The organism is Micromonospora sp. NPDC049102 (assembly GCF_043197485.1).
Classification (GTDB): domain Bacteria; phylum Actinomycetota; class Actinomycetes; order Mycobacteriales; family Micromonosporaceae; genus Micromonospora.
Genome location: NZ_JBICTE010000010.1, coordinates 72,560 through 94,892, shown reverse-complemented (window position 1 = coordinate 94,892; position 22,333 = coordinate 72,560). Strand labels below are relative to the sequence as shown.

Here is a 22,333-nt window from a genome sequence, read left to right as displayed (position 1 = left end):
CGACGACCTGCCCGGCCGGTTCCGGGCGTTGTGGGACGAGATCGCGCCGGTCGGGCGGGACGCCGACAGCGGCGGCTACCTGCGGTACGCGTTGACCGAGCCGGAACACCGGTTACGGGCCTGGTTCCACGGGCAGGCCGACCGTCGCGGCCTGCCGGTCAGCGAGGACGGCAACGGCAACCTGTTCGCCCACTGGGGTGACCCGGAGGGCGCCGACGCGGTGCTGACCGGCAGTCACTTCGACTCGGTGCCGCACGGCGGGGCGTACGACGGTCCGCTCGGCATCGTCAGCGCGTTCCTCGCCGTGGACGAGCTGCGCGCCGCCGGCGTCACCCCGATCCGGCCGCTGGTGGTGGCCGCGTTCGTGGAGGAGGAGGGCGCGCGCTTCGGCGTACCCTGCCTGGGGTCGCGGCTGCTCACCGGCGCGCTGACGGCCGACCGCGCTGCCGGCCTGCGCGACGCGGCCGGGGTGAGCTTCGCCGACGCGCTCGGCGGGCGGCCGGCGGGCGCCCGCCCGGAGCTGCTGGGCCGCTTCGGGGCCTTCGTGGAGCTGCACGTCGAACAGGGCCGCGCGCTCGTCGACGCGGACGCGCCGGTCGGGGTGGCCAGCGCGATCTGGCCGCACGGCCGCTGGCGCTTCGACGTGGTCGGTGAGGGCAACCACGCGGGTACGACGCGGATGGAGGACCGCCGCGACCCGATGCTGACCTACGCGTTCACGGTGCTGGCCGCCAACAAGGAGGCCCGGCTGCGCGGCGCGCACGCCACCGTGGGTCGGGTCGCCGTGGAACCCAACGCCACCAACGCCATTCCGTCGAAGGTGACCGGCTGGCTGGACGCCCGCGCCGCCGACCCGGAGACGCTGACCGGGCTGGTCGACGCGGTCCGCGCCAAGCTCGCCGAGCGGGCCCGCCGCGACGGTACGGAGGTGACGGTCACCGAGGAGTCGGTGACCCCGCTGGTCGCCTTCGACGGCGACCTGGCCCAGCGGCTGGCGACGCTGCTGGACGCGCCGGTGCTGCCCACCGGGGCGGGGCACGACGCCGGGGTGCTCGCGGCGCACCTGCCCACGGCGATGGTGTTCGTGCGGAACCCGACAGGCGTGTCGCACTCCCCCGCCGAGGCCGCGAGCGACGACGACTGCGCCGCCGGGGTGCGCGCGCTGGCCCGGGTGCTCGAGGAGTTGACATGCCGCTGACCCGCTGGCTGGCCGAGTACGCCTGGCTGCCCAACCTCGCCGAGCCCACTCCCGAGGTGCTCATCGAGACGGACGGCGGCCGGATCACCGGGGTGACCGCGTTGGCCGCCGTCGGGGGGCCGAGGGCCGGGGTCGACGTGTACGCCGACGCCGTGCCGCTGCCCGGTCTGACGGTGCCGGGCCTGGCCAACGTGCACTCGCACGCCTTCCACCGGGCCCTGCGCGGGCGTACCCACGGTGGGCGGGGTGACTTCTTCTCCTGGCGGGACCGGATGTACGCCGTCGCGGACCGGCTGGACCCGGACACCTACCTGGCGCTGGCCCGGGCGGTCTACGCCGAGATGGCGCTCACCGGGATCACCTGCGTGGGTGAGTTCCACTACCTGCACCACCGGCCCGACGGCGGCGCGTACGACGACCCGAACGCGATGGGAGCGGCGCTAGTCGAGGCCGCCGCACACGCCGGTGTCCGGCTCACCCTGCTGGACACCTGCTATCTGACCTCCACCGTGGATGGTCGGCCGCTCGCCGGCCCGCAGCGGCGCTTCGGCGACGGCGACGCGGCCCGCTGGGCACAGCGAGCAGGGGCGTTCGCGCCGACGGACTCCCACGTGCGGGTCGGCGCGGCCGTGCACTCGGTCCGGGCGGTCCCCGCCGACCAGCTCCGGACGGTCGCCGACTGGGCCCGCGACCGGCAGACCCCGCTGCACGTGCACCTCTCCGAACAGCCCGCCGAGAACGACGAGTGCCGGGCCGTGCACGGGCGTACGCCCGCCGCGCTGCTCGCCGAGCACGGCGTGCTCGGGCCGGACACCACAGCCGTGCACGCCACCCACCCGACAAGCGCGGACCTGACCCTGCTCGCCGACAGCCGGACCGGCGTGTGCCTCTGCCCCACCACCGAGCGGGACCTCGCCGACGGCATCGGCCCGGCCCGTCGGATGGCCGACGCGGGAATCCGGTTGAGCCTGGGCAGCGACAGTCACGCCGTGATCGACCTGTTCGAGGAGGCCCGCGCCGTCGAGCTGGACGAGCGGCTGCGCACCCGTCGCCGCGGCCACTTCACCCCTGTCGACCTGCTCAACGCCGCCACCGCCACCGGGCACGCCGCGCTGGGCTGGGCCGACGCCGGACGCATCGCCGTCGGCGCCCGCGCCGACCTGGTGACGGTTCGGCTCGACAGCGCCAGTACCGCCGGAGTGCCGCCGGTGGGGGCGTTCTTCGCGGCCGGCGCGGCCGACGTCGATCAGGTCGTGGTGGACGGCCGGGTGGTGGTGGCCGAGGGCCGGCACCTGAGCGTGGACGTACCGGCCGAGCTGTCGGCGTCGATCGAGGCGGTGATTCCCTCATGAGCACGCTGCTGGTCGACAACATCGGGGAGCTGGTCACCAACGGCATCGGCGCGGATTCGCTGGGCATCCGCCGCAAGGCCGCCGTCCTCGTCGAGGAGGGCCAGGTGGCCTGGGTCGGGCCGTCCGCGTACGCGCCGGTCGCCGACCGACGGATCGACGTCGGCGGGGCCGCCGTGCTGCCCGGCTTCGTGGACAGCCACGCCCACCTGGTCTTCGCCGGGGACCGGGCCGCCGAGTTCGCCGCCCGGATGGCCGGCGAGCCGTACACCGGCGGCGGCATCCGGACCACCGTCGGCGCGACCCGGGCCGCCACCGACGGCGAGCTGCGGGCCAACGTGCGCCGGCTGTGCGGGGAGGCGCTGCGCCAGGGCACCACGACCATGGAGATCAAGAGTGGGTACGGGCTGAGCGTCGCCGACGAAGCCCGCTCGCTGCGGATCGCCGCCGAGTCCAGCAGTGAGACGACTTTCCTGGGCGCGCATGTCGTCCCCGCCGAGTACGCCGACCGGCCGGACGACTACGTCGGGCTGGTCTGCGGGCCGATGCTGGCCGCCGCCGCGCCGCACGCCAAGTGGATCGACGTGTTCTGCGAGCGGGGCGCCTTCGACATCGACCACGCCCGTGCCATCCTCGCCTGCGGGCAGGCCGTCGGCCTGGGCGTACGGCTGCACGCCAACCAGCTCGGCCCCGGGCCCGGCGTGCAGCTCGGGGTCGAACTGGGCGCGGCCAGCGTGGACCACTGCACCCACCTGAGCGACGCGGACGTCGACGCGCTCGCCGGCACGGCCCACAGCGACGGGTTCGGGACCCGCACCGTCGCCACCCTGCTGCCGGGTGCCGATTTCTCCACCCGCTCGCCGTACCCCGACGCGCGCCGGCTGCTCGACGCCGGTGTGACAGTGGCGCTGGCGACGGACTGCAACCCCGGATCGTCGTACACCTCGTCGATGCCCTTCTGCATCGCCCTCGCGGTCCGCGAGATGCGGATGACCCCGGCGGAGGCGGTCTGGGCCGCCACCGCCGGTGGCGCGCGGGCGCTGCGCCGCGACGACGTCGGCGTGCTCACTCCCGGCGCGCGGGCCGACCTGGTCGTCCTGGACGCCCCCTCGTACCTGCACCTGGCCTACCGGCCCGGTGTCCCCCTGATCCGCCAGGTAATACGCAACGGAGTACCGCAATGACGCACGTGACCATCCAGCCCACCGGGATCACCGCCGACGACGTGCTCGCGGTGGCCCGTGGCACCGCCACGGTCGTCCTCGACCCGGCCGCCCGGGACGCGATGGCGACCAGCCGCGCGATCGTGGACGGCATCGAAGCCGACGGACGACCGGTGTACGGCGTGTCGACCGGATTCGGGGCCTTGGCGAACACCTTCGTCGCCCCGGAGCGGCGGGCCGAGCTGCAACACGCGCTGATCCGCTCGCACGCCGCCGGGGTGGGCGCCCCGATGCCGCGTGAGGTGGTCCGGGCCATGATGCTGCTGCGCGTACGCTCGCTCGCCCTGGGCCGTTCCGGGGTCCGGCCGCTGGTCGCCGAGGCGCTCGTCGACCTGCTCAACCACGACATCACCCCGTGGGTGCCGGAGCACGGTTCACTGGGCGCGTCCGGTGACCTGGCGCCGCTCGCGCACTGCGCACTGGTGCTGCTCGGCGAGGGCTGGGTGCTGGGCCCGACCGGCGAGCGGCAGGACGCGGCCGACGTGCTGGCCGCCAACGGGCTCAAGCCGATCGAGCTGGCCGCCAAGGAAGGGCTGGCGCTGATCAACGGCACCGACGGCATGCTCGGCATGCTGCTGCTGACGATCCACGACGCGGGGCACCTCTTCGCGATGGCGGACGTGACCGCCGCGCTCGCCATCGAGGCGATGCTCGGCTCGGAGCGGCCGTTCCTGCCCGAGTTGCACACCATCCGCCCGCACCCCGGCCAGGCGACGTCCGCGGCGAACATCCACCGGCTGTTGCAGGACTCCCGCGTGATGGACTCACACCGCGACGATCTGGCGCACGCCGTGCAGGACGCGTACTCGATGCGCTGCGCGCCGCAGGTGGCCGGCGCGGCCCGGGACACGCTGGACTTCGTCCGCACGGTCGCGGCCCGGGAGCTGGTGTCCGTCGTGGACAACCCGGTGGTGCTTCCCGACGGACGGGTCGAGTCGACCGGGAACTTCCACGGCGCGCCGCTGGGCTTCGCCGCCGACTTCCTCGCCATCGCCGCCGCCGAGGTGGGTGCGATCGCCGAGCGGCGGGTGGACCGGCTACTGGACGTCACCCGCTCACGGGAGCTGCCCGCGTTCCTCTCCCCCGACGCCGGGGTCAACTCCGGGCTGATGATCGCCCAGTACACGGCGGCCGGGATCGTCGCGGAGAACCGGCGGCTGGCCGCGCCCGCGTCGGTGGACTCGCTGCCCACCAGCGGCATGCAGGAGGACCACGTCTCGATGGGCTGGGCGGGGGCCAAGAAGCTGCGCACCGTGCTGGACAACCTGACCAGCCTGCTCGCCGTCGAGCTGCTGGCCGGCGTGCGCGGTCTGCAACTGCGCGAACCGCTGGTGCCGTCGCCGGCCGGTCGGGCCGCCGTCGCCGCCCTCGGCCAGGCGGCCGGCGCACCCGGCCCGGACGTGTTCCTCGCACCGGTGATGGAGGCGGCTCGCGCCGTCGTCGCCGGACCCGAGCTGCGCGCCGCCATCGAACGGGAAGTCGGCCCGCTGGGCTGACCTGCGCGGTCGCTGTCGTCCGCCGCGGGTCAGGCGGCGGGCGGCAGCACCTCGCGCCCGTCCGTCAGGAGGCGGGCGGCAATACCTTGGCGACCAGCTTGGCCAGCTCGCGCAGCGCCTTGCCCCGGTGGCTGACCGCGTCCTTCTCGGTCGGGGTCAACTCGGCGTTGGTGCGCTCCTGACCGTCACCGAGGAAGATGGGGTCGTAGCCGAACCCGCCGTCGCCGCGCGGGGCGCGCAGCACGCGGCCGGGCTGCCGGCCGTCGACCAGGTGCTCCTTGCCGCCGGGCAGCACCAGCGCCACCGTGCAGACGAAGGACGCCGCCCGGTGCTCGTCCGGCACGTCGGCGATCTGGTCCAGCACGAGCTGGAGGTTGGCCTGGTCGTCGCCGTGCTTGCCGGCCCACCGGGCGCTGAACACCCCCGGCATCCCGTTCAACGCGTCCACGGCGATGCCCGAGTCGTCGGCGATCGTCGGCAACCCGGTACGCCGGCAGCCCTCCCGCGCCTTGATCAGCGCGTTCTCGCCGAAGGTGAGGCCCGTCTCCGGCAGTTCCGCGTACTCCTCGACGTCGTCGAGGCCGAGCAGGGCGATCCGGTGCGCGCCGAGCGCGCCGTCCAGAATCCGCTGAAGCTCCACCAGCTTCTTACGGTTCCGCGTGGCCAGCAGGACCTTGTTCATGCTGAAAAACCTCTGTTCGTGACTGCGGGGCTCGCAAGCTCACTCCTCCCGCTCACAGTTTCACCTTTGTTCGCGACTGCGGGGCTCGCAAGCTCACTCCTCGCGCTCACGAGACGAGAGCCTTTCGCTGGGCTTCGGCCAACTCGGCACACCCGGCCACGGCCAGGTCGAGCAGGCTGTCGAGCTGGTCCCGGGCGAACACGCCGGCCTCGCCGGTGCCCTGCACCTCGACGAAGTCGCCCGCGCCGGTGCACACCACGTTCATGTCCACCTCGGCGGCCACGTCCTCCTCGTAGCAGAGATCGAGGCGGGCCTCCCCGGCGATGATGCCGACGCTGACGGCGGCCACCGAGCGGTGCATGACCTTCTCCGGCTTGCCGGCGAGGGCCTTACGGGCGGCCAGCCAGCCCACCGCGTCGTGCAGCGCGACGTACGCGCCGGTGATCGCGGCGGTCCGCGTACCGCCGTCGGCCTGGAGCACGTCGCAGTCGAGCACGATCGAGTTCTCGCCGAGGGCCTTGAGGTCGATGCTGGCCCGCAGGCTGCGACCGATCAGCCGGGAGATCTCGTGGGTACGCCCACCGACGCGACCCTTGACGCTCTCCCGGTCGGAGCGGGTGTTGGTGGCCCGGGGCAGCATCGCGTACTCGGCGGTCACCCAGCCGAGCCCGGAGCCCTTGCGCCAGCGGGGCACGCCCTCGGTGACGCTCGCCGTGCAGAGCACCCGGGTGCCGCCGAACTCGACGAGCACCGAGCCCTCCGGGTGGGTGCTCCAGCCACGGGTCAGGGTCACCGGTCGAAGTTGAGAGGGCCCTCGCCCGTCAGGTCGCGCCATGCCTGCACCCTATGCGGTGCGGCGATCCCCCTCGACCTGGGTGTCCCGCGGCACGTCCGCGCCGTGTGCCTCGAGGAACCCGGCGACCGCCGCCGGCCAGCCGAACTCCTCAGCCCGCGCCCGGGCGGCCCGCCGCCGCTGGGCCTCCGGGCGGGCCGCGAGGCGCAGCACGGCCTCGGCCAGCGACGCTCCGGAGCCGTACGCGGCCAGGCCGGTCGAGCCGACCACCTCGGGCAACGCGCTGGCAGCGTTGACCACCACCGGCGTGCCACAGGCCAGCGCCTCCAGCCCGGCCAGGCCGAAGGTCTCCACCGGGCCGGGTGCCAGCACCACGTCCGCGCTGGCGAGCAGCGCGGCCACCGCGGCACAACAGGTGCTCCGCCGTGCGCACCACGGAGTGCGCGACGCCGTTGACGTCCGGCGGGAACGACGCGGTCACGATGGCGATCCGCATGTCCACACCGTGCGGGTGTCACGGGTGCGTCAGGCGACCGCCCGCTGACCGGCCGGCGAACAGTACGGCACAACACCGGGCCATCGACGACACAGGTGGCCGCGACGCGGTCAGATGTCGTAGCTGGCGCCCGCCCGGACCACCTCGAGCGGCCCGGTGTACGCGGTGGCAGCCGACTCCAGCGTGTGCGCCTCGCTGCCCCAGGCCGCGACCAGGTGGGTGAGCAGCAGCCGACCCACCGCCGCCTTCGTCGCCATCTCACCCGCCTCCCGCCCGGTCAGGTGCAGATCCGGAGGATTGTCCGCGCCGTCGAGGTAGCTGGCCTCGCACAGGAACACGTCGGCGCTCTGGGCCAGCCGCAGCAACGCGTCGCAGGGAGCGGTGTCCGACGAGTAGCACAACGAGCGGCCGCCGTGCTCCAACCGCACGCCGTACGTCTCGACGGGGTGGTTGACCCGGTCGACGGTCACCGTGAACGGCCCGATCGGGAACGTGCCCGGCTGGAGCGCGTAGAACTGGTAGACGTCGTCCACCGTGCCGTCGTCGCCGTAGGCGGCGGCGAGCCGGTCCGGGGCGCCGGCCGGGGCGTACACCGGCAGCGCCGGGTGGGGGCCTTCGGGGGCGTACCGGCGGACCACCACGTACGTCACGGCGTCGAGGATGTGGTCACAGTGCAGGTGGGTCAGCAGGATCGCGTCCGGGGCGTGCAGCCCCACGTACCGCTGGAGGCTGGACAACGACCCCGAACCGAAGTCGACCAGGAGACGGAAGCCGTCAGCCTCGACGAGGTAGGCGGAGCACGGTGACTCGGGGCCGGGGAAACTGCCGGCGCACCCAAGGACGGTCAGTCGCATCGGGTTTTCTCACAGTCACTGTCAGTAGTATTCCTGCCGGCGGTCGTACCGGCCATGATCTCTACCGACGCGTACGCCACGCTGCGCAGCCTACGCTGAGCTACCCGAGGACAAGAATCATCCGTTGGAAGTTGTCACGAACGTGACACCTGCTCACAGCGAGCCGGGCACGGGAACGGGCCATCGACGAGTACGCCGACGGCCCGTCCAGCACAGACCCCGCGATCAGGCCCAGAGCTGCCCCTCCAGCGCGTCCTCGGCATCCGCGAGGGTGCCGCCGTACGCGCCCGTGGACAGGTATTTCCAGCCACCGTCGCAGACCACGAACGCCACGTCGGCCCGCCGGCGGTCGCGAACCGCCTCGTGGGCCACCGCGAGCGCGGCGTGCAGGATCGCGCCCGTGGAGAACCCGGCGAAGATGCCCTCCACCTCGACGAGCTGACGGGTACGCAGCACCGCGTCCCGGGTGCCGACCGAGAAACGCCGGGACAGGACGGAAGCGTCGTACAGCTCCGGCACGTATCCCTCGTCGATGTTGCGCAGCCCGTAGACCAGCTCGCCGTAGCGCGGCTCGGCCGCCACGACCTGGATGCCCTCGATCTTCTCGCGCAGGTAGCGTCCGGTGCCCATCAACGTTCCGGTGGTGCCCAGCCCGGCCACGAAGTGCGTGATGGTGGGCAGGTCGTGCAGCAACTCCGGGCCCGTCGTCTCGTAGTGCGCCCGCGCGTTGGCCTCGTTGCCGTACTGGTAGAGCATCACCCAGTCCGGGTGGTCGGCGGCGATCAGCTTGGCCGTCGCGACGGCCTGGTTGGAGCCGCCGGCCGCCTCCGAGAAGATGATTTCCGCCCCGTACATACGAAGCAGCTGGACCCGCTCGGTGGAGACGTTCTCGGGCATCACGCAGACCAGCCGGTACCCGCGCAGCTTGGCCACCATGGCCAACGAGATACCGGTGTTGCCGCTGGTCGGCTCCAGGATGGTGTCACCCGCCCGGAGCCGGCCGGCCTCCTCCGCCGCGCGCACCATGAACAGCGCCGCGCGATCCTTGATGCTGCCGGTGGGGTTCCGGTCCTCCAGCTTGGCCCAGAGCCGCACCGCCGGAGCGCCGTCGGGCACCGTCGGCGAGAGCCGGGGCAGACCGACGAGCGGCGTACCCCCACAAGCGTCGAGCAGGCTGTCGTACCGCGCCATGGCGGCCTCCCTCAGCGGGCGGCGACGGCGTCGCGAGCCGCGGCCGCGCTGTCCCCGCTCGCGCTGTGCGAGCTGATCGCCGCTGCCGCCGCGCTGTGCGAGCTGATCGCCGCTGCCGCCGCGCTGTGCGAGCTGATCGCCGCTGCCGCCGCGAAGCCGAACGCGCCGCCGGCCACGGCCGGCAGGATGGTGACGCTGTCACCGTCGGAGAGCTTCGCGTCGAGCGCGCCGAGGAAGCGGACGTCCTCGTCGTTGACGTAGACGTTCACGAAGCGGTGCAGCACGCCGGCGTCGGTGACCAGCCGGCCACGCAGCCCGGCGTGCCGGGCGTCCAGGTCGGTGAGCAGGTCGCCCAGCGTGTCGCCGGCGCCCTCGACGACCTTGGCGCCGCCGGTGTAGCTACGCAGGATGGTGGGGATGCGAACTTCGATGGCCATGATGTCGTGCTCCTTGATCGGGTGTGCCAACGGTGACGGGAAGAATCGGGTGCGGACGCTGACGGGTCAGCGGCCGGAACACTCGTAGTCGACCGTCGCCGGGCTCTGCCCGAACATGTAGGACTGCACGGCGTGCGGATCGACCCCGGCCTCCACGATCTGGACCGGCTCCTCGGTCACCACGCCGTCGACGATCCGGAACGACCGGATCTCCTCCGAGTCGGGCTCCCGGGTCGAGACGAGCAGGTAGTGCGCGCCCGGCTCACCGGCGAAGGAGACATCCGTCCGGGACGGGAACGCCTCGGTCGCGGTGTGCGAGTGGTAGATGACGACGGGCTCCTCGTCCCGGTCGTCCATCTCCCGCCACACCCGCAGGTGCTCCATCGAGTCGAACTCGTAGAAGGTCATGGACCGTGCGGCATTGTCCATCGGAATGTGCCGGGTCGGGGTGTCGCTGCCGACGGCACCGGCGACGACGCCGCACGCCTCGTCGGGGTGGTCCCGGCGCGCGTGGGCGACGATCGCGTCGATGATCGACCGGTCGATGCTCAGCACGTGCACCAGCCTAACGCCTACGACGCGGGCCCTGAAGTGGTGCGGGTCACGCCTCGTCGATCAAGGCGTTGAGCAGGGACTCCTGGAGATACCCGAGATACGCGTAGACCGACAGCTGGAACACCCGGCTGGACCCCGGGTCCTCAGTCACCGCGTCGTCCAGCTCCTCGCCCAGATCCGTGCCGTCCTTGATCTCCAACCGGACGCCCATCGCCAGTCGTGCGTCGTTGAGCGCCCGCAGCCACGCCTCGGCCGCCTCGGCGTCCAGCCGCACCTCACCGCCGGCCTCGTCGGGCAGCGCGGCCAGGATGGCCCCGGCCTGGTCGATCTTCGCGGTCTTCAGGTCGCCCTCGGTGTAGCGGCGGAACTCCGCGGTGCTGGCCGTGTCCTCGGGGTACGCCGCCGGGAACAGCCGGTCGACGACCGGGTCGGTGTGGTCGAACCCGTCGGTGAGCAGACCGACCACCTCGTTGGCGACCTTGCGCAGTACCCGCACCTCGTCGACGGCGAAGGTGGCGACGTAACGGCCCGCCTGCCGCCGGAACATGCTCATGAGCGATCCACGGTCGCCCACAGGCCGTACGCGTGCAACTGCGACGCGTCGTGCTCCATGCGCTCGCGGGCACCCGTGGACACCACGGCGCGACCCTTGTGGTGCACGTCCAACATGAGCTGTTCCGCCCTCTCCCGGCTGTAGCCGAACAGCTTCTGGAAGACCCAGGTCACGTACGTCATCAGGTTGACCGGGTCGTCCCACACGATCGTCACCCATTGCCGGTCGGGCGCCGGCACCTCGTCAGTGGCCGGCGTCTCGACCGGTGCAACCTGTGGAGCCGCCATGCCCCCCATCGTGCCACCGGTTTGCCGGAACCGAAGAACCGGAACGCCGGACGAATACGGATCGCCCGTCGTGCCCACCGCGAAGCTGCCTCGCACCTCGTCGGATGCGAAGCGCGGAGCGGGGTCGAGCCACACGACTGTCACGCGTCAGGCGAGCAGAATGCCGTGGTCGAGCGCGTCGGACAGCACCCCGTGCAGCGAGAGGCGGATCACCTCGAAGCGCCGGGAGATCTCGCGGGAAAGCTCCAACTCGACTTCGCGCAGCGCCCGCTGGGACCAGGCCCGCGCCGCGCTGTGGTTGTCGTTTCCCGGGGTACGCCACTGCTGCCAGCACCCGCCGGAGAGCGCGACCGCGACCGGCGGAAGCATCTCGTCGCGGGTCGCCGTCGGATAGCCGGCGAGCGCGTCGATCGCCTCGGTGCCGGTCAGCCCGGCGACACCCGCCGTGCTGGTGACCAGCAGGACCCGGTCCAGGTCCCGCCCCGCGCGATGGTCGGCCAGGCCGTACTGCACGGCGGTGACGATCCGACGGCGAACCCCCTCCGCTGGTGCCGCGCCGAGGACCTGGGCGGTGGCGTCGGACACGATGCCCCGCACCGCCTGGTCGCACTGCGCGGTGGCCAGCAGCGACAGTGCCGCCATCTCCCGGTCGAGCAGATCCGGCAGTCCGGCGCAGCCGACCCCGAAGACGATCTCCTGGACGGCCCGCAGATGGATGTTCGCCAGTTCCAGGGCGAGGTGCTGGCGAATCCGCTGGGAGCACGAACGGGTCCGCCGGTCGAGCCGTTCGGACCAGTCGCCCGGGTCGGCGGCCACCGTCACGCGATCGTGCTGGCCGGGGAACACCGGGGGCTCGGCGCTGGCCCGCTGCAACCCCTCCGTCGCCGACCAGCCCACCAGCGCCCGACGCAGGTCGGCGGCGGCCTCGGGACCGTCGGCAGGGAACCAGCGCGCACCCGCGAGGGCCGGGACGGCCGCGAGCAGCGCCGCCCGGTGCGCCTCGACGGTCACCGCGACCGGGTCCACCTCGCCGGCCCGACCAGCCGCCGACGCAACGGACGCCCCCGTGTCGTCCGTCGCCGCGCCGTCGGTCAGAGGAGCCCAACCGGCCGTGCCGGCCGTCACCGCGAAGACGACCTCCACCGGGGCCGCGGCCACCTCGGCGAGCAGGTTCAGCTCCTGGGCGGTGAACGCCTGGTCGGCCGCGATGACGAAGAGCAGCGCGCCGGCCCGGCCGACTGCGTCGCGTAGCACCCGGACGCCGGCCACCCCGAGCGCGCCGGTGTCCGGTGTGTCGAGCAGGGTGAAGTGACGCAGCAGCGGCTCGGGCACGCTCAGCTCGACGCGCCGTGGCGGGCGGGCCAACGCCGGGCCGGCCGCGTCCCGGTCGGCGCCGTACGAGTGCGGCTGGCGGTAGCCGGGGACGAACGCCGCCCGCGTCGGCACCTTGGCGTGCCGGACCACCAGCCAACTGCCCGCCGGCACGGTGAGCATCACCGGGTCGAGGCCGACGAGGGTGGCGAGCACGGCACGCCGGTCGGCGCCGGCGGGACCGACCGCGACCACGCCGAGCGGCTCGTCCGCCCGGGGACCTGACACTTCGAGCTCGGTGGGCAGCGGGCCACAGCTCGGCAGATCGGCTGAGCTGGCCATGTCGCCGGACGAGTCGAGCGAGGGGAGAGGGCCCTGCTGCATCGGGTGGCCTCCCGGGGCTGGCGACCGGCGCGCCGGTCGCATGGAAATTCCGGTGACATCACCCGGATGCCCGAAGAGTACTTTGGGCCGGCCGACCAGGACGAATACCGCAGATACTCACCGGTAATTGTGCGACTACTCAACTTCGGCGCGTGACGATACGGGCGCGGACGGAATTCGATGGATATGCTGCGCGGATGAGTCGATGGAAGTTCGTCGGCCGCACCGATGAACTCAACCGCCTGCTGGCGGCGGTTACCGGCGAGGCCGGCCGAGGGCTCTTCTTCAGCGGCAGCGCCGGCATAGGCAAGAGCCGGTTGTTACGCGAGGGCGTCAACACCCTGCCCACCGATCGGTACGCCATCTGGTCCATCGCCGCCAGCGCCACCACCGCGGCGCTGCCGTTCGGTGGGCTGGTGCAGGTCCTCCCCGCAGAGCAGCCACAGGGCCTCTCCCCCGCCGGGATTCTGCGCTGGGCCCTGGGCGTTCTGCAACAGCAGGCCGCCGGCCGCCGGATCGTGCTCGCCATCGACGACGCACACCTGCTCGACCCGCCCTCGGCCGCGCTGGTGCACCTGGTCGCCCGCGCCGACAACGCCACCGTCGTGGGCACCCTGCGCGACGGCGAGCAGATCCCGCTGCCGATCCGCGCACTCTGGACCGACGATCTGGTCGAGCACGTCGAGCTGACCCCGATGCCACCGTCGGAGACCGCCGGCCTGCTGGCCGCGATCCTGGGCGGCCCCGTCGACGCCAACTCCGCCGACCGGCTCGGCCGCCTGTCGGCCGGCAACCCGCTGCTGCTGCGCGAGCTGGTGCACGCCGCCAACGGCAGCGAGGAGCTGAAACGCACCTACGGCCTCTGGAGGTGGACCGGGCGGCTGGAGCTGGCGCCCAGCCTCACCGATTTGATCGACACCCGGGTCGGGCAGCTCACCGACGGCGTCCGTACGGTCGTCGAGCTGGTCGCCTTCGGCGAGCCACTCGGGCTGCACCTGCTCAACCAGGCCGCCGAGCAGTCCGATGTGGAGTTCGCCGAGGAACGCGGACTGATCACCGTGGTCCAGCACGACCGACGGACCAACGTACGCCTGGCGCACCCGCTCTACGGCGAGGTGATGCGCCGCCGCTGCCCGGTCAGCCGCACCCGACGTCTGCAGGCGCACCTCGCCGAGCTGTTGGAGCAGGTCGGCAAACGGCGTCGCGACGACCTGCTGCGGGTGGCGGTCTGGCGACTCGACTCGGGCACCGCACAGGACGCCGCCCTGCTCGTGGACGCCGCGATGCAGGCGTTCACCCGTTACGACGTACCGCTGGCGACCCGGCTGGCCCGAGCCGCGCTGCACGCCGACGGCGGCCCGGACGCGGCGGAGCTGCTGGCCACCATCCTGATGTTCGCCGACCGCCCGGAGGAGGCACTCACCGTCCTCGACGCGGTGACCCTGGAGCCGGACGACGAGCACCGCCTGTGCCGGTGGCTGACCGTCCGCGGCATGGTCAGCTACTGGGGGCTCAGTCGAGAGTCGACGGTGGAGGAGATCGCGAGCCGGGTCGAGCAGCTCGGCGACTCCGCCGACCGTGCCCGGGCGCACGCCTTCGAGGCGATCATGCGACTGCACCGGCTCGACACGGCCACCGCCGTGCGGCTCAGCCAGGCCGTGCTCGATCGGCCCGCGGCCAGCATCGCCGCCCGCGAGCTGGCCCGCAGCACCATCGCGTACGTCCAGGCCGCCGAGGGTCAGCTCACCCGCAGCGGCGCGGCCATCGCCCAGGTGCACTCCGCCGCGGCCAGCTGGCGCACCGACATGCCGTACCTGCAACTGGCCCTGGAGCTGGCCCGCGGCACCCGGCTCATGCTCACCGGCGACCTCGTCGGGATCGACGCGATCGTGGCCGACGAGTTCGCCGACCTTGCCGGCGCGGGTGACTTCCGGCTCGGCACCGGATACCTGGCGATCCTGCAGGCGTACGCCGCGCGGCTGCGCGGGCAGAGCGACGCGGCGATGCGTACCTCGTTGGGCGCCTGCGCGGTGCTGGCCACCAGCCGGGTCTACGCCGGCCTGGCCCAGGCCGAGCGGGCCCAGGCGGCGGCGCTGCGCGGCGACGCGGCGCAGGCCACCGAGGCGATGGCCGAGGCCGACCGCACCCACGCGCCGGGCATGGCGGTGCTCTACCCGTGGCTGGAACAGGCCCGGGGGGCGGTGCTGGCCGCCTCGGGTGACCTGCCGGGCGCGGTCAAGCAGCTCAGCGACCTGGCCGATCGTCTACGCGCGGACGGCTTCGCCGGGCACGAGGTGCACGTCCTGCACGACCTGGTGCGGTTGGAGCAGGCCGGCTCGCCGGTCGGCCCCACCTGCTCCGACGGCGGTCGGCGTACGGTGGCGCAGCGCCTCGCCGAGCTGTCCGAGCGGGTGGACGGCGTGCTTCCGCCGCTGCTGGCGCGGCACGCTCGGGCAGCGGTGACCGACTCGGCCCCGGATCTGCTGTCGGTGGCCGACGACTACGCCGCGCTGGAGTTGACCGTGTACGCCGCCGAGGCCACCGCCCAGGCCCTGCACCGGCTGCGCCAGCAGCACTCGGGGGCCGCCGGCGAGGCGCGCGAACGGCTGGCCGGATTGCTCGGGCGGTGCGACCTGATCCGGACACCGGCGCTACGGGCCGGAGCGCCGGTGCTGACCGAACGCGAGTGGCAGGTGGCGCGCCTCGCCGCCCACGGCGCGACCAGCAAGGCCATCGCGGAGCGGCTGTACCTCTCCGCCCGCACCGTCGAGAACCACCTGCAAAGGATCTACACCAAGCTCGGCGTGACCGGCCGGACCGAGTTGTGGGCCGCGTTGCGATCGATCCCGGGCCACGACGGCGGCGACTCGGGCTGAACCTTAGGCTGGGGCGGTGAGCACCCTCCGCCCCGCGCTGCTGACCGACCACTACGAGCTGACCATGGTCAGCGCGGCACTCAAGGACGGCACCGCCGACCGCCGCTGTGTCTTCGAGGTGTTCAGCCGTCGGCTGCCCACTGGCCGGCGGTACGGCGTCGTCGCCGGCACCGCCCGGCTGATCGAGCTGATCCGCGACTTCCGGTTCGACCCGGCCGAGGTCGACTTCCTGCGCCGCACCGGAGTGGTCGACGAGGCGGCGGCAGCCTGGCTCACCAACTACCGCTTCACCGGTGACATCGACGGCTACGCCGAGGGTGAGCTGTTCTTTCCCGGTTCGCCGATCCTGACGGTCTCCGGCGGTTTCGCCGAGTGCGTGGTGCTGGAGACGGTCGCGCTGTCCGTCCTCAACCACGACTGCGCGGTGGCTGCCGCCGCGGCGCGGATGGTCACCGCCGCCCGAGGTCGTGCGCTGATCGAGATGGGGTCGCGCCGGGCACACGAGGAGGCGGCCGTGGCGGCGGCGCGAGCCGCGTACCTGGCCGGTTTCCGGTTCACCTCCAACCTCGCCGCCGGCGAGCGGTACGGCATCCCCACGGCGGGCACGGCGGCGCACGCGTTCACCCTGCTGCACGACGACGAGCGGGCGGCGTTCGCCTCGCAGGTCGCCACGCTGGGCAGGGACACCACGCTGCTGGTCGACACGTACGACATCTCGGAGGGCATCCGCAACGCCATCACGGTGGCCGGACCGGAGTTGCGGGCGGTCCGGATCGACTCCGGCGACCTGGCGGTGATCGCGCAGCAGTCCCGGGAACTGCTCGACTCCCTGGGCGCCACCGAAACCAAGATCATCGTCTCGGGTGACCTGGACGAGTACTCGATCGCCGCCCTGGCCGCCGAGCCGGTCGACATGTACGGCGCGGGTACGGCGGTGGTCACCGGCTCCGGAGCGCCCACCGCGGGCCTGGTCTACAAGCTCGTCGAGGTGGACGGCCGGCCGGTGGTGAAGCGCTCCGAGCACAAGGCCACCATCGGGGGGCGCAAGGTGGCCGTCCGGCGGCACAAGCCCACGGGCACCGCCACCGAAGAGATCATCGTCCCCCAGGGCGTGCCCGACCGGCAGGCCAACGACCGGACGCTTCAGCGTTCGTACGTGGTCGACGGCGAGCCCGTGGCCCTGCCCACCCTCGACGAGTCCCGGGAGCACCTGCGCGAGTGCCTCATCTCCATCCCGTGGGAGGGGCTGAAGCTCTCCGCCGGTGACCCCGCCGTGCCGGTCACCGTCGTGCCCGCCAGCTGAGCCCGCCCGCCGATCCGACCTCGAAGGGACTCCGATGGCCAACGCGCTGATCATCGTGGACGTGCAGAACGACTTCTGTGAGGGCGGCTCGCTGGCCGTCCCGGGCGGCGCCGGGGTGGCCGCCGGAATTTCCCGGCTGCTCGCCACCGAGCCGGACCGGTGGCAGCACGTGGTCGCCACCAAGGACTACCACGTCGACCCGGGTGCGCACTTCGGCGATCCGCCGGACTTCGTGGAGTCGTGGCCCCGGCACTGCGTGGTCGGCACGAGCGGCTCGGAATTCCACCCGGAGCTGGAGACCGGGCCGGTCGAGGCGATCTTCCACAAGGGCGAGCACGCCGCGGCGTACTCCGGCTTCGAGGGGCACGCCGACGACGGTGAGTGCCTGGCCGACTGGCTGCGGCGGCACGACGTGGACCGGGTCGACGTGGTCGGCATCGCCACCGACCACTGCGTCCGCGCCACCGCGCTCGACGCCGCCCGCGAGGGCTTCGCCACCACGGTCCTGCTGGAGCTGACCGCTGCGGTCGCCCCGGAGACCACCGACGTGGCGCTGCGCGCGATGGACGGCGCCGGGGTGGTCCTGCACGGTGAGCCTGTGATCAGGGCCGCATGAGGCGGTAATTGGTTGGCCAACGGTCCGCCATCCGTCGAGGATGTCGCCGGAGGTACGGACCAACGTGAACATCAAGCCTTACCGGACAGCGCTCGCCCTGCCCGGCCTGCGGTCACTGCTGCTGGTCGCCGTCCTCGCCCGCATCCCGCTCACGGCCACCGGGGTCACGCTGACCTTCCACGTGGTGCTCGACCTGGACGGGAGTTACGGCGCGGCAGGCCTCGTGGGTGCCGCGATCACGGTGGGCGCGGCGATCGGCGGGCCACTGCTCGGCCGTCTGGTCGACCGACGCGGCCTGCGTCCCGTGCTCGTGCTCACCGGGATCGCCGAGGCGGTGTTCTGGACCACCGCGCCGTCGTTGGCGTACCCACTGCTGCTGCCGGCCGCCTTCGTGGCCGGCTCGTTGGCCCTGCCCATCTTCTCGGTGGTCCGCCAGTCGATCGCCGCGCTGGTCCCGGAAGATCAACGGCGGCCGGCGTACGCGTTGGACTCCATGTCCGTCGAGCTGTCCTTCATGATCGGCCCAGCGCTGGCGGTGGCCCTGGTCACCGCCATCTCGGCGCAGACCACCATGTATCTCGTCGGTGGCGGCATCGTCGCCGCAGGCACCGCCCTGTGGTTCCTGAACCCGCCGATCCGTGGCGCGGCCGAGCCGGTCGGCCCACGACGCCAGGTGCCCCGCCGGGAGTGGCTGACGCCCCGCCTGCTCGCCGTACTGGCGGTCAGCACCGCCGCCACCCTGGTCCTCGGGGGTACCGACGTGGCGGTGGTCGCCGTCCTGCGCGCCAGCGGCGAGGTCGGCTGGACCGGCGTGGTGCTGGCCTGTTGGGCGATCGCCTCGCTGGTCGGCGGCTTCGCCTACGGGGCCGTGCACCGCTCGCTGTCGCCGCTGGCGCTCACCGCAGCGCTCGCGCTCTGCACCATCCCCGTCGGGCTGGGCGGCGCACACTGGTGGCTGCTCTCTCTCGCGCTGATCCCGGCCGGTGCGCTCTGCGCGCCGACCATCGCGGCCTCCGCCGACGCCGTCAGCCGGCTCGCCCCGCCCGAGGTACGCGGTGAGGCGATGGGCCTGCACGGCTCAGCCGTCACCGTCGGCATCGCGGTCGGCGCGCCACTCGCCGGCGCGGTGATCGACGCCAGCGCCCCGCTGTGGGGTTTCGTGGTGACCGGGGCACTCGGCGCTCTGGTCACCCTGGCCGTGCTCCCCATCGAACTACGTCGCCGACGCAACGCTGACGCGGCCACTCCACCTCCGGTCGAGGCCGACCTCACCCCCGTCACCCATTAGCCAGGCGGACCAGACCCCCGCGCGCGTTGGCTGTTCCCCAGCCCGCCCGCCGACGAGACTCCGTGGCCAGTCCCACCCCGACACCCCTGCACCAAGATCCGAGCAACTGCCCTGATGTTGCGTGGATCTTGCCGGCAGGGCACACCCACGAGCCAGCAAGCCCCACGTTCCGCGCGCCGATCTTGCACAAACTGTCGCCGATTCGCCGGCTTTGATCCGTTTGGTGACGACAGAAAGTGCAAGATCGACGCGGAGCACGGGTGCGCGGAGCACGGGTGCGCGGCAGGGCCGGGGTGGTAGCGCGACGGGCGCCGCTCCCGGTATTCCGGGGGCGGCGCCCGTCGTACAGGCTCAGTCGAGCGTCAGTGCCGGTCGATGTTGCTGGCGGTGTCCTCGGTGTAGGTGGCACCGCCGTCCGACTCGCTGGTGAGCGGCTTCGCGCCACCCTCCGGCGGGCCGGCCACGCTCTGGCCGGCGGCCAGCTCCGGGAACTTCATGTCGAATGCCGGCCGCTCGGAGCGGATTCGCGGCATCCGGTCGAAGTTGCGCAGCGGCGGCGGGCTGCTGGTCGCCCACTCCAGCGAGTTGCCGTGACCCCAGGGGTCGTTGACCTCGACCACCGGGCCGGTCTTGTACGACTTCCAGCAGTTGTAGATGAACGGCAGCGTGGAGATACCGGTGACGAACGCGCCGATCGTGGAGATCGTGTTCAGCGTGGTGAAGCCGTCGCCGGGCAGGTAGTCGGCGTACCGGCGGGGCATGCCCTCGGCACCCAGCCAGTGCTGCACCAGGAAGGTGGTGTGGAAGCCGATCATGGTGAGCCAGAAGTGCACCTTGCCCAGGCGCTCGTCGAGCATCCGGCCGAACATCTTCGGGAACCAGAAGTAGATGCCGGCGAAGACGGCGAACACGATGGTGCCGAAGAGCACGTAGTGGAAGTGCGCCACCACGAAGTACGAGTCCGACACGTGGAAGTCGAGCGGCGGGCTGGCCAGCAGCACACCGGTGAGACCGCCGAAGAGGAAGGTGACCAGGAAGCCGACCGCCCAGAGCATGGGCGTCTCGAAGCTGATCTGGCCCCGCCACATGGTGCCGATCCAGTTGAAGAACTTCATGCCGGTCGGCACCGCGATCAGGTAGCTCAGGAAGCTGAAGAACGGCAGCAGGACCTGACCGGTGGCGAACATGTGGTGCGCCCAGACGCTCATGGAGAGCGCGGCGATCGCGACGGTCGCGGCGACCAGGCCCTTGTAGCCGAAGATCGGCTTGCGGGAGAAGACCGGGATGATCTCGCTGATGATGCCGAAGAACGGCAGCGCGACGATGTAGACCTCGGGGTGCCCGAAGAACCAGAACAGGTGCTGCCAGAGCATCGGTCCACCGGTCGCCGGGTCGTACACGTGGGCGCCGAGGATGCGGTCCGCGGCCAGCGCGAACAGCGCGGCGGCCAGCAGCGGGAAGACCAGGATCACCAGGAGGCTGGTGACCAGGATGTTCCACGTGAAGATCGGCATCCGGAACATGGTCATGCCGGGCGCACGCAGGGTGAGCACCGTCGTGATCATGTTCACCGCGCCGAGGATCGTGCCCAGGCCGGAGATGGCCAGACCCATGATCCACATGTTGGCGCCGACGCCGGGCGAGTGCTCGACGCTGCTCAGCGGCGCGTACGCGAACCAGCCGAAGTCGGCCGCGCCGCCCGGGGTGAGGAAGCCGGCGGTCGCGATCGTGCCGCCGAACAGGTACAGCCAGTAGGCGAAGCTGTTCAGACGGGGGAAGGAGACGTCGGGCGCGCCGATCTGGATCGGCACGATGTAGTTCGCGAAGGCGAACACGATCGGCGTCGCGAAGAACAGCAGCATGATCGTGCCGTGCATCGTGAAGAGCTGGTTGTACTGCTCGGGCGACAGGAACTGCAGCCCGGGTCGGGCCAGCTCAGCACGCATGATCAGGGCCATCAGGCCACCGATCAGGAAGAACGCGAACGCGGTGACCATGTACATGATCCCGATCTGCTTCGCGTCCGTGGTACGCAGCAGCCGCGCGATGGCCGACCCCTTGACCGGCTCCCGGACCGGCCAGGGCCGGGTCACGACCGGCTTGGGTGCGACGGTGGTCACGAGTGGCCTCCGGTTCTCGGTTGTCCCGCTCGGCTCACGCTGGTTATTCGGCGGGCCGTCATCCGCAAGGAGGATAGTCCCCGGCAGGTCGCAGCGCCGCGTGGGGTGGCGTGACACGATCTACAACGGGCCTACAGCGGGCCGACCAGTAACCGGTAGTGCTCCCCGAAGATCCGTCCGCCGCGTCCGCGCAGCAGCGGGTCGCGCAGCGCCGGCGGCACGTCCCTGGTCCGGTCGCGGTCCCGGGTACGGTCGGCCACCCATCGGGTACGCGGGCGACGACGACTCTCGTACGCCATCAGCGCTGCCTCCACGCTGCCGGCCGCGCGCAACGATTCGGCCAGCACCACGGCGTCCTCGAGAGCCATCGCCGCACCCTGCGACAGGGTCGGCGCGGTGGCGTGCGCGGCGTCGCCGACCAGCAGTACCCGCCCCCGGTGCCAGCGACCCAGCTCGACCTCGTCGGTGATCCCGACGTGCACCTGGTCGAGCGTCTCCAGCACCTCGGGCACCGGACCACGGTAGTCGGCGAAGAGTTCCCGCAGCCGGGCGAGGGGGTCGGCGGGCGGCTCGTTGCCCGCCTCGTCGGCGTAGCAGTGCAGTCGACCCTCCCCGATGGGCACGAGCAGCAGGCCGCAACGCTGCCCGAGCAGGGCGGTCCAGTCGGTGACCGTCGGCCCGTCGCGTAGGACGGCCCGGTAGACGACGTGCCCGGTCGGGCGGGGCGGCCCGCCGAGCGCGGCCAGGGTCCGGACCGACGAACGCGGTCCGTCGGCACCGATGACCAGGTCGTACTCGGTGCGGGTGCCGTCGGTGAAGGTGACGCCGACGGCGCCCGGGAGCAGCTCGAGGGTGCGGACCTCGGCGCCGTGCCGGACGGCGCCCCCGGCGCCGCTGAGCAGCACCCGGTGCAGATCGCTGCGGGGCAGCGCCCGGCACTCCCCGACGCCGGCCCAGAGCGCGTCGAGGTCGACCTCGCAGAGCGGGGCCCCGGCGGCGTCGAAGAAACGCTGCCGGCGGATCACCTGTCCGAGGGGGCGGACCGGATCGTGCAGGTCCAGCCGGTGCAGCGCGCGGGCGGCGTTGCCGGGCAGGTAGAGACCGGTGTCGGTCAACTCTCCCGCTGGCAGTTTGTCGGTGACGTCCGGCCGGAAGCCGGCCAGGCGCAGGGCCCGGGCCACGGCCAGGCCGGCGATGCCCGCGCCGACGATGAGAATGCGCAGGGGGGAGCTACGCATGGTGGTGTACGCCTCCGGAGGGGAACGGCACGCGTTGGAGGCAACACGCTACTCGGAGCGACCGGTACACGCCAGAGCCGATC

General features: G+C 72.5%; 19 protein-coding genes and 1 pseudogene. 8 read left to right on the top strand and 12 right to left on the bottom strand.

From position 1 onward, the window contains the following. The first annotated feature begins 7 nt into the window (after positions 1 to 7). The 4 genes from ACGFH9_RS13240 to hutH are packed head-to-tail and all read left to right on the top strand — an operon-like array spanning position 8 to position 5,266. Entirely contained in the window at positions 8 to 1,198 is a 1,191-nt protein-coding gene (locus tag ACGFH9_RS13240; RefSeq protein WP_393218337.1) for an allantoate amidohydrolase, read from the top strand. Further along, the gene (locus ACGFH9_RS13235) at positions 1,195 to 2,550 is read left to right on the top strand and encodes a formimidoylglutamate deiminase (protein ID WP_393218334.1); all 1,356 of its coding nucleotides are present in this window, start codon (positions 1,195 to 1,197) and stop codon (positions 2,548 to 2,550) included. The genes ACGFH9_RS13240 and ACGFH9_RS13235 overlap by 4 nt, the downstream gene beginning before the upstream one ends. Next, positions 2,547 to 3,731, top strand: coding sequence for an imidazolonepropionase (gene hutI, locus ACGFH9_RS13230; RefSeq protein WP_393218177.1), 1,185 nt, complete (start codon positions 2,547 to 2,549; stop codon positions 3,729 to 3,731). The genes ACGFH9_RS13235 and hutI overlap by 4 nt, the downstream gene beginning before the upstream one ends. Further along, the gene (gene hutH / locus ACGFH9_RS13225) at positions 3,728 to 5,266 is read left to right on the top strand and encodes a histidine ammonia-lyase (protein ID WP_393218174.1); all 1,539 of its coding nucleotides are present in this window, start codon (positions 3,728 to 3,730) and stop codon (positions 5,264 to 5,266) included. The genes hutI and hutH overlap by 4 nt, the downstream gene beginning before the upstream one ends. 64 nt (positions 5,267 to 5,330) lie before the next feature. On the opposite strand, the gene rdgB is transcribed toward hutH, so the two are convergent. From rdgB to ACGFH9_RS13175, 10 genes and pseudogenes are all read right to left on the bottom strand, one after another. Next, entirely contained in the window at positions 5,331 to 5,948 is a 618-nt protein-coding gene (gene rdgB, locus ACGFH9_RS13220) for an RdgB/HAM1 family non-canonical purine NTP pyrophosphatase (protein WP_393218172.1), read from the bottom strand. 106 nt (positions 5,949 to 6,054) lie between these two features. After that, positions 6,055 to 6,783, bottom strand: a complete 729-nt coding sequence (rph, locus tag ACGFH9_RS13215) for a ribonuclease PH (protein ID WP_393218170.1) — start codon at positions 6,781 to 6,783, stop codon at positions 6,055 to 6,057. A 9-nt stretch (positions 6,784 to 6,792) separates the two neighbouring features. After that, positions 6,793 to 7,134, bottom strand: a complete 342-nt coding sequence (locus ACGFH9_RS13210) for a glycosyltransferase (protein ID WP_393218331.1) — start codon at positions 7,132 to 7,134, stop codon at positions 6,793 to 6,795. A gap of 213 nt (positions 7,135 to 7,347) precedes the next feature. Continuing rightward, complete coding sequence (locus ACGFH9_RS13205) at positions 7,348 to 8,091, bottom strand: MBL fold metallo-hydrolase (protein ID WP_393218168.1); 744 nt, start codon at positions 8,089 to 8,091, stop codon at positions 7,348 to 7,350. 225 nt (positions 8,092 to 8,316) lie between these two features. Beyond that, positions 8,317 to 9,282, bottom strand: coding sequence for a PLP-dependent cysteine synthase family protein (locus tag ACGFH9_RS13200; protein ID WP_393218165.1), 966 nt, complete (start codon positions 9,280 to 9,282; stop codon positions 8,317 to 8,319). Positions 9,283 to 9,419: 137 nt separating this feature from the next. Continuing rightward, positions 9,420 to 9,719, bottom strand: a pseudogene (locus ACGFH9_RS13195) (MoaD/ThiS family protein); the annotation flags it as partial. A 66-nt stretch (positions 9,720 to 9,785) separates the two neighbouring features. After that, positions 9,786 to 10,274 (bottom strand): Mov34/MPN/PAD-1 family protein, encoded by a 489-nt coding sequence (locus tag ACGFH9_RS13190; RefSeq protein WP_393218163.1) that lies wholly within the window; start codon positions 10,272 to 10,274, stop codon positions 9,786 to 9,788. A gap of 46 nt (positions 10,275 to 10,320) precedes the next feature. Beyond that, a complete protein-coding gene (locus tag ACGFH9_RS13185) occupies positions 10,321 to 10,827 on the bottom strand; it encodes a DUF2017 domain-containing protein (RefSeq protein WP_393218161.1) in 507 nt (168 codons plus the stop codon). Further along, complete coding sequence (gene clpS / locus ACGFH9_RS13180; RefSeq protein ID WP_234581506.1) at positions 10,824 to 11,114, bottom strand: ATP-dependent Clp protease adapter ClpS; 291 nt, start codon at positions 11,112 to 11,114, stop codon at positions 10,824 to 10,826. Before clpS ends, ACGFH9_RS13185 begins: the two co-directional genes overlap by 4 nt. Before the next feature lie 147 nt (positions 11,115 to 11,261). Beyond that, the gene (locus ACGFH9_RS13175; protein WP_393218158.1) at positions 11,262 to 12,809 is read right to left on the bottom strand and encodes a hypothetical protein; all 1,548 of its coding nucleotides are present in this window, start codon (positions 12,807 to 12,809) and stop codon (positions 11,262 to 11,264) included. A 197-nt stretch (positions 12,810 to 13,006) separates the two neighbouring features. Here ACGFH9_RS13175 and ACGFH9_RS13170 point away from each other — a divergent pair, with 197 nt between their 5' ends. From ACGFH9_RS13170 to ACGFH9_RS13155, 4 genes are read left to right on the top strand one after another with little or no spacing between them, the layout of a single operon-like run. Then, positions 13,007 to 15,685 (top strand): LuxR C-terminal-related transcriptional regulator, encoded by a 2,679-nt coding sequence (locus ACGFH9_RS13170; RefSeq protein ID WP_393218156.1) that lies wholly within the window; start codon positions 13,007 to 13,009, stop codon positions 15,683 to 15,685. 16 nt (positions 15,686 to 15,701) lie between these two features. Further along, a complete protein-coding gene (locus tag ACGFH9_RS13165) occupies positions 15,702 to 16,988 on the top strand; it encodes a nicotinate phosphoribosyltransferase (RefSeq protein WP_393218153.1) in 1,287 nt (428 codons plus the stop codon). A gap of 34 nt (positions 16,989 to 17,022) precedes the next feature. Next, complete coding sequence (locus tag ACGFH9_RS13160; RefSeq protein WP_393218150.1) at positions 17,023 to 17,604, top strand: isochorismatase family protein; 582 nt, start codon at positions 17,023 to 17,025, stop codon at positions 17,602 to 17,604. A 40-nt stretch (positions 17,605 to 17,644) separates the two neighbouring features. Next, positions 17,645 to 18,892, top strand: a complete 1,248-nt coding sequence (locus tag ACGFH9_RS13155) for an MFS transporter (RefSeq protein ID WP_393218147.1) — start codon at positions 17,645 to 17,647, stop codon at positions 18,890 to 18,892. A 362-nt stretch (positions 18,893 to 19,254) separates the two neighbouring features. Here ACGFH9_RS13155 and ctaD read toward each other — a convergent pair whose 3' ends face one another. Both ctaD and ACGFH9_RS13145 read right to left on the bottom strand, forming a co-directional pair. After that, on the bottom strand, positions 19,255 to 21,012 hold the full coding sequence (gene ctaD / locus ACGFH9_RS13150; protein ID WP_393218144.1) for a cytochrome c oxidase subunit I: 1,758 nt from the start codon (positions 21,010 to 21,012) through the stop codon (positions 19,255 to 19,257). A 131-nt stretch (positions 21,013 to 21,143) separates the two neighbouring features. Next, positions 21,144 to 22,250, bottom strand: coding sequence for an FAD-dependent monooxygenase (locus ACGFH9_RS13145; RefSeq protein WP_393218141.1), 1,107 nt, complete (start codon positions 22,248 to 22,250; stop codon positions 21,144 to 21,146). Positions 22,251 to 22,333 lie beyond the last annotated feature (83 nt).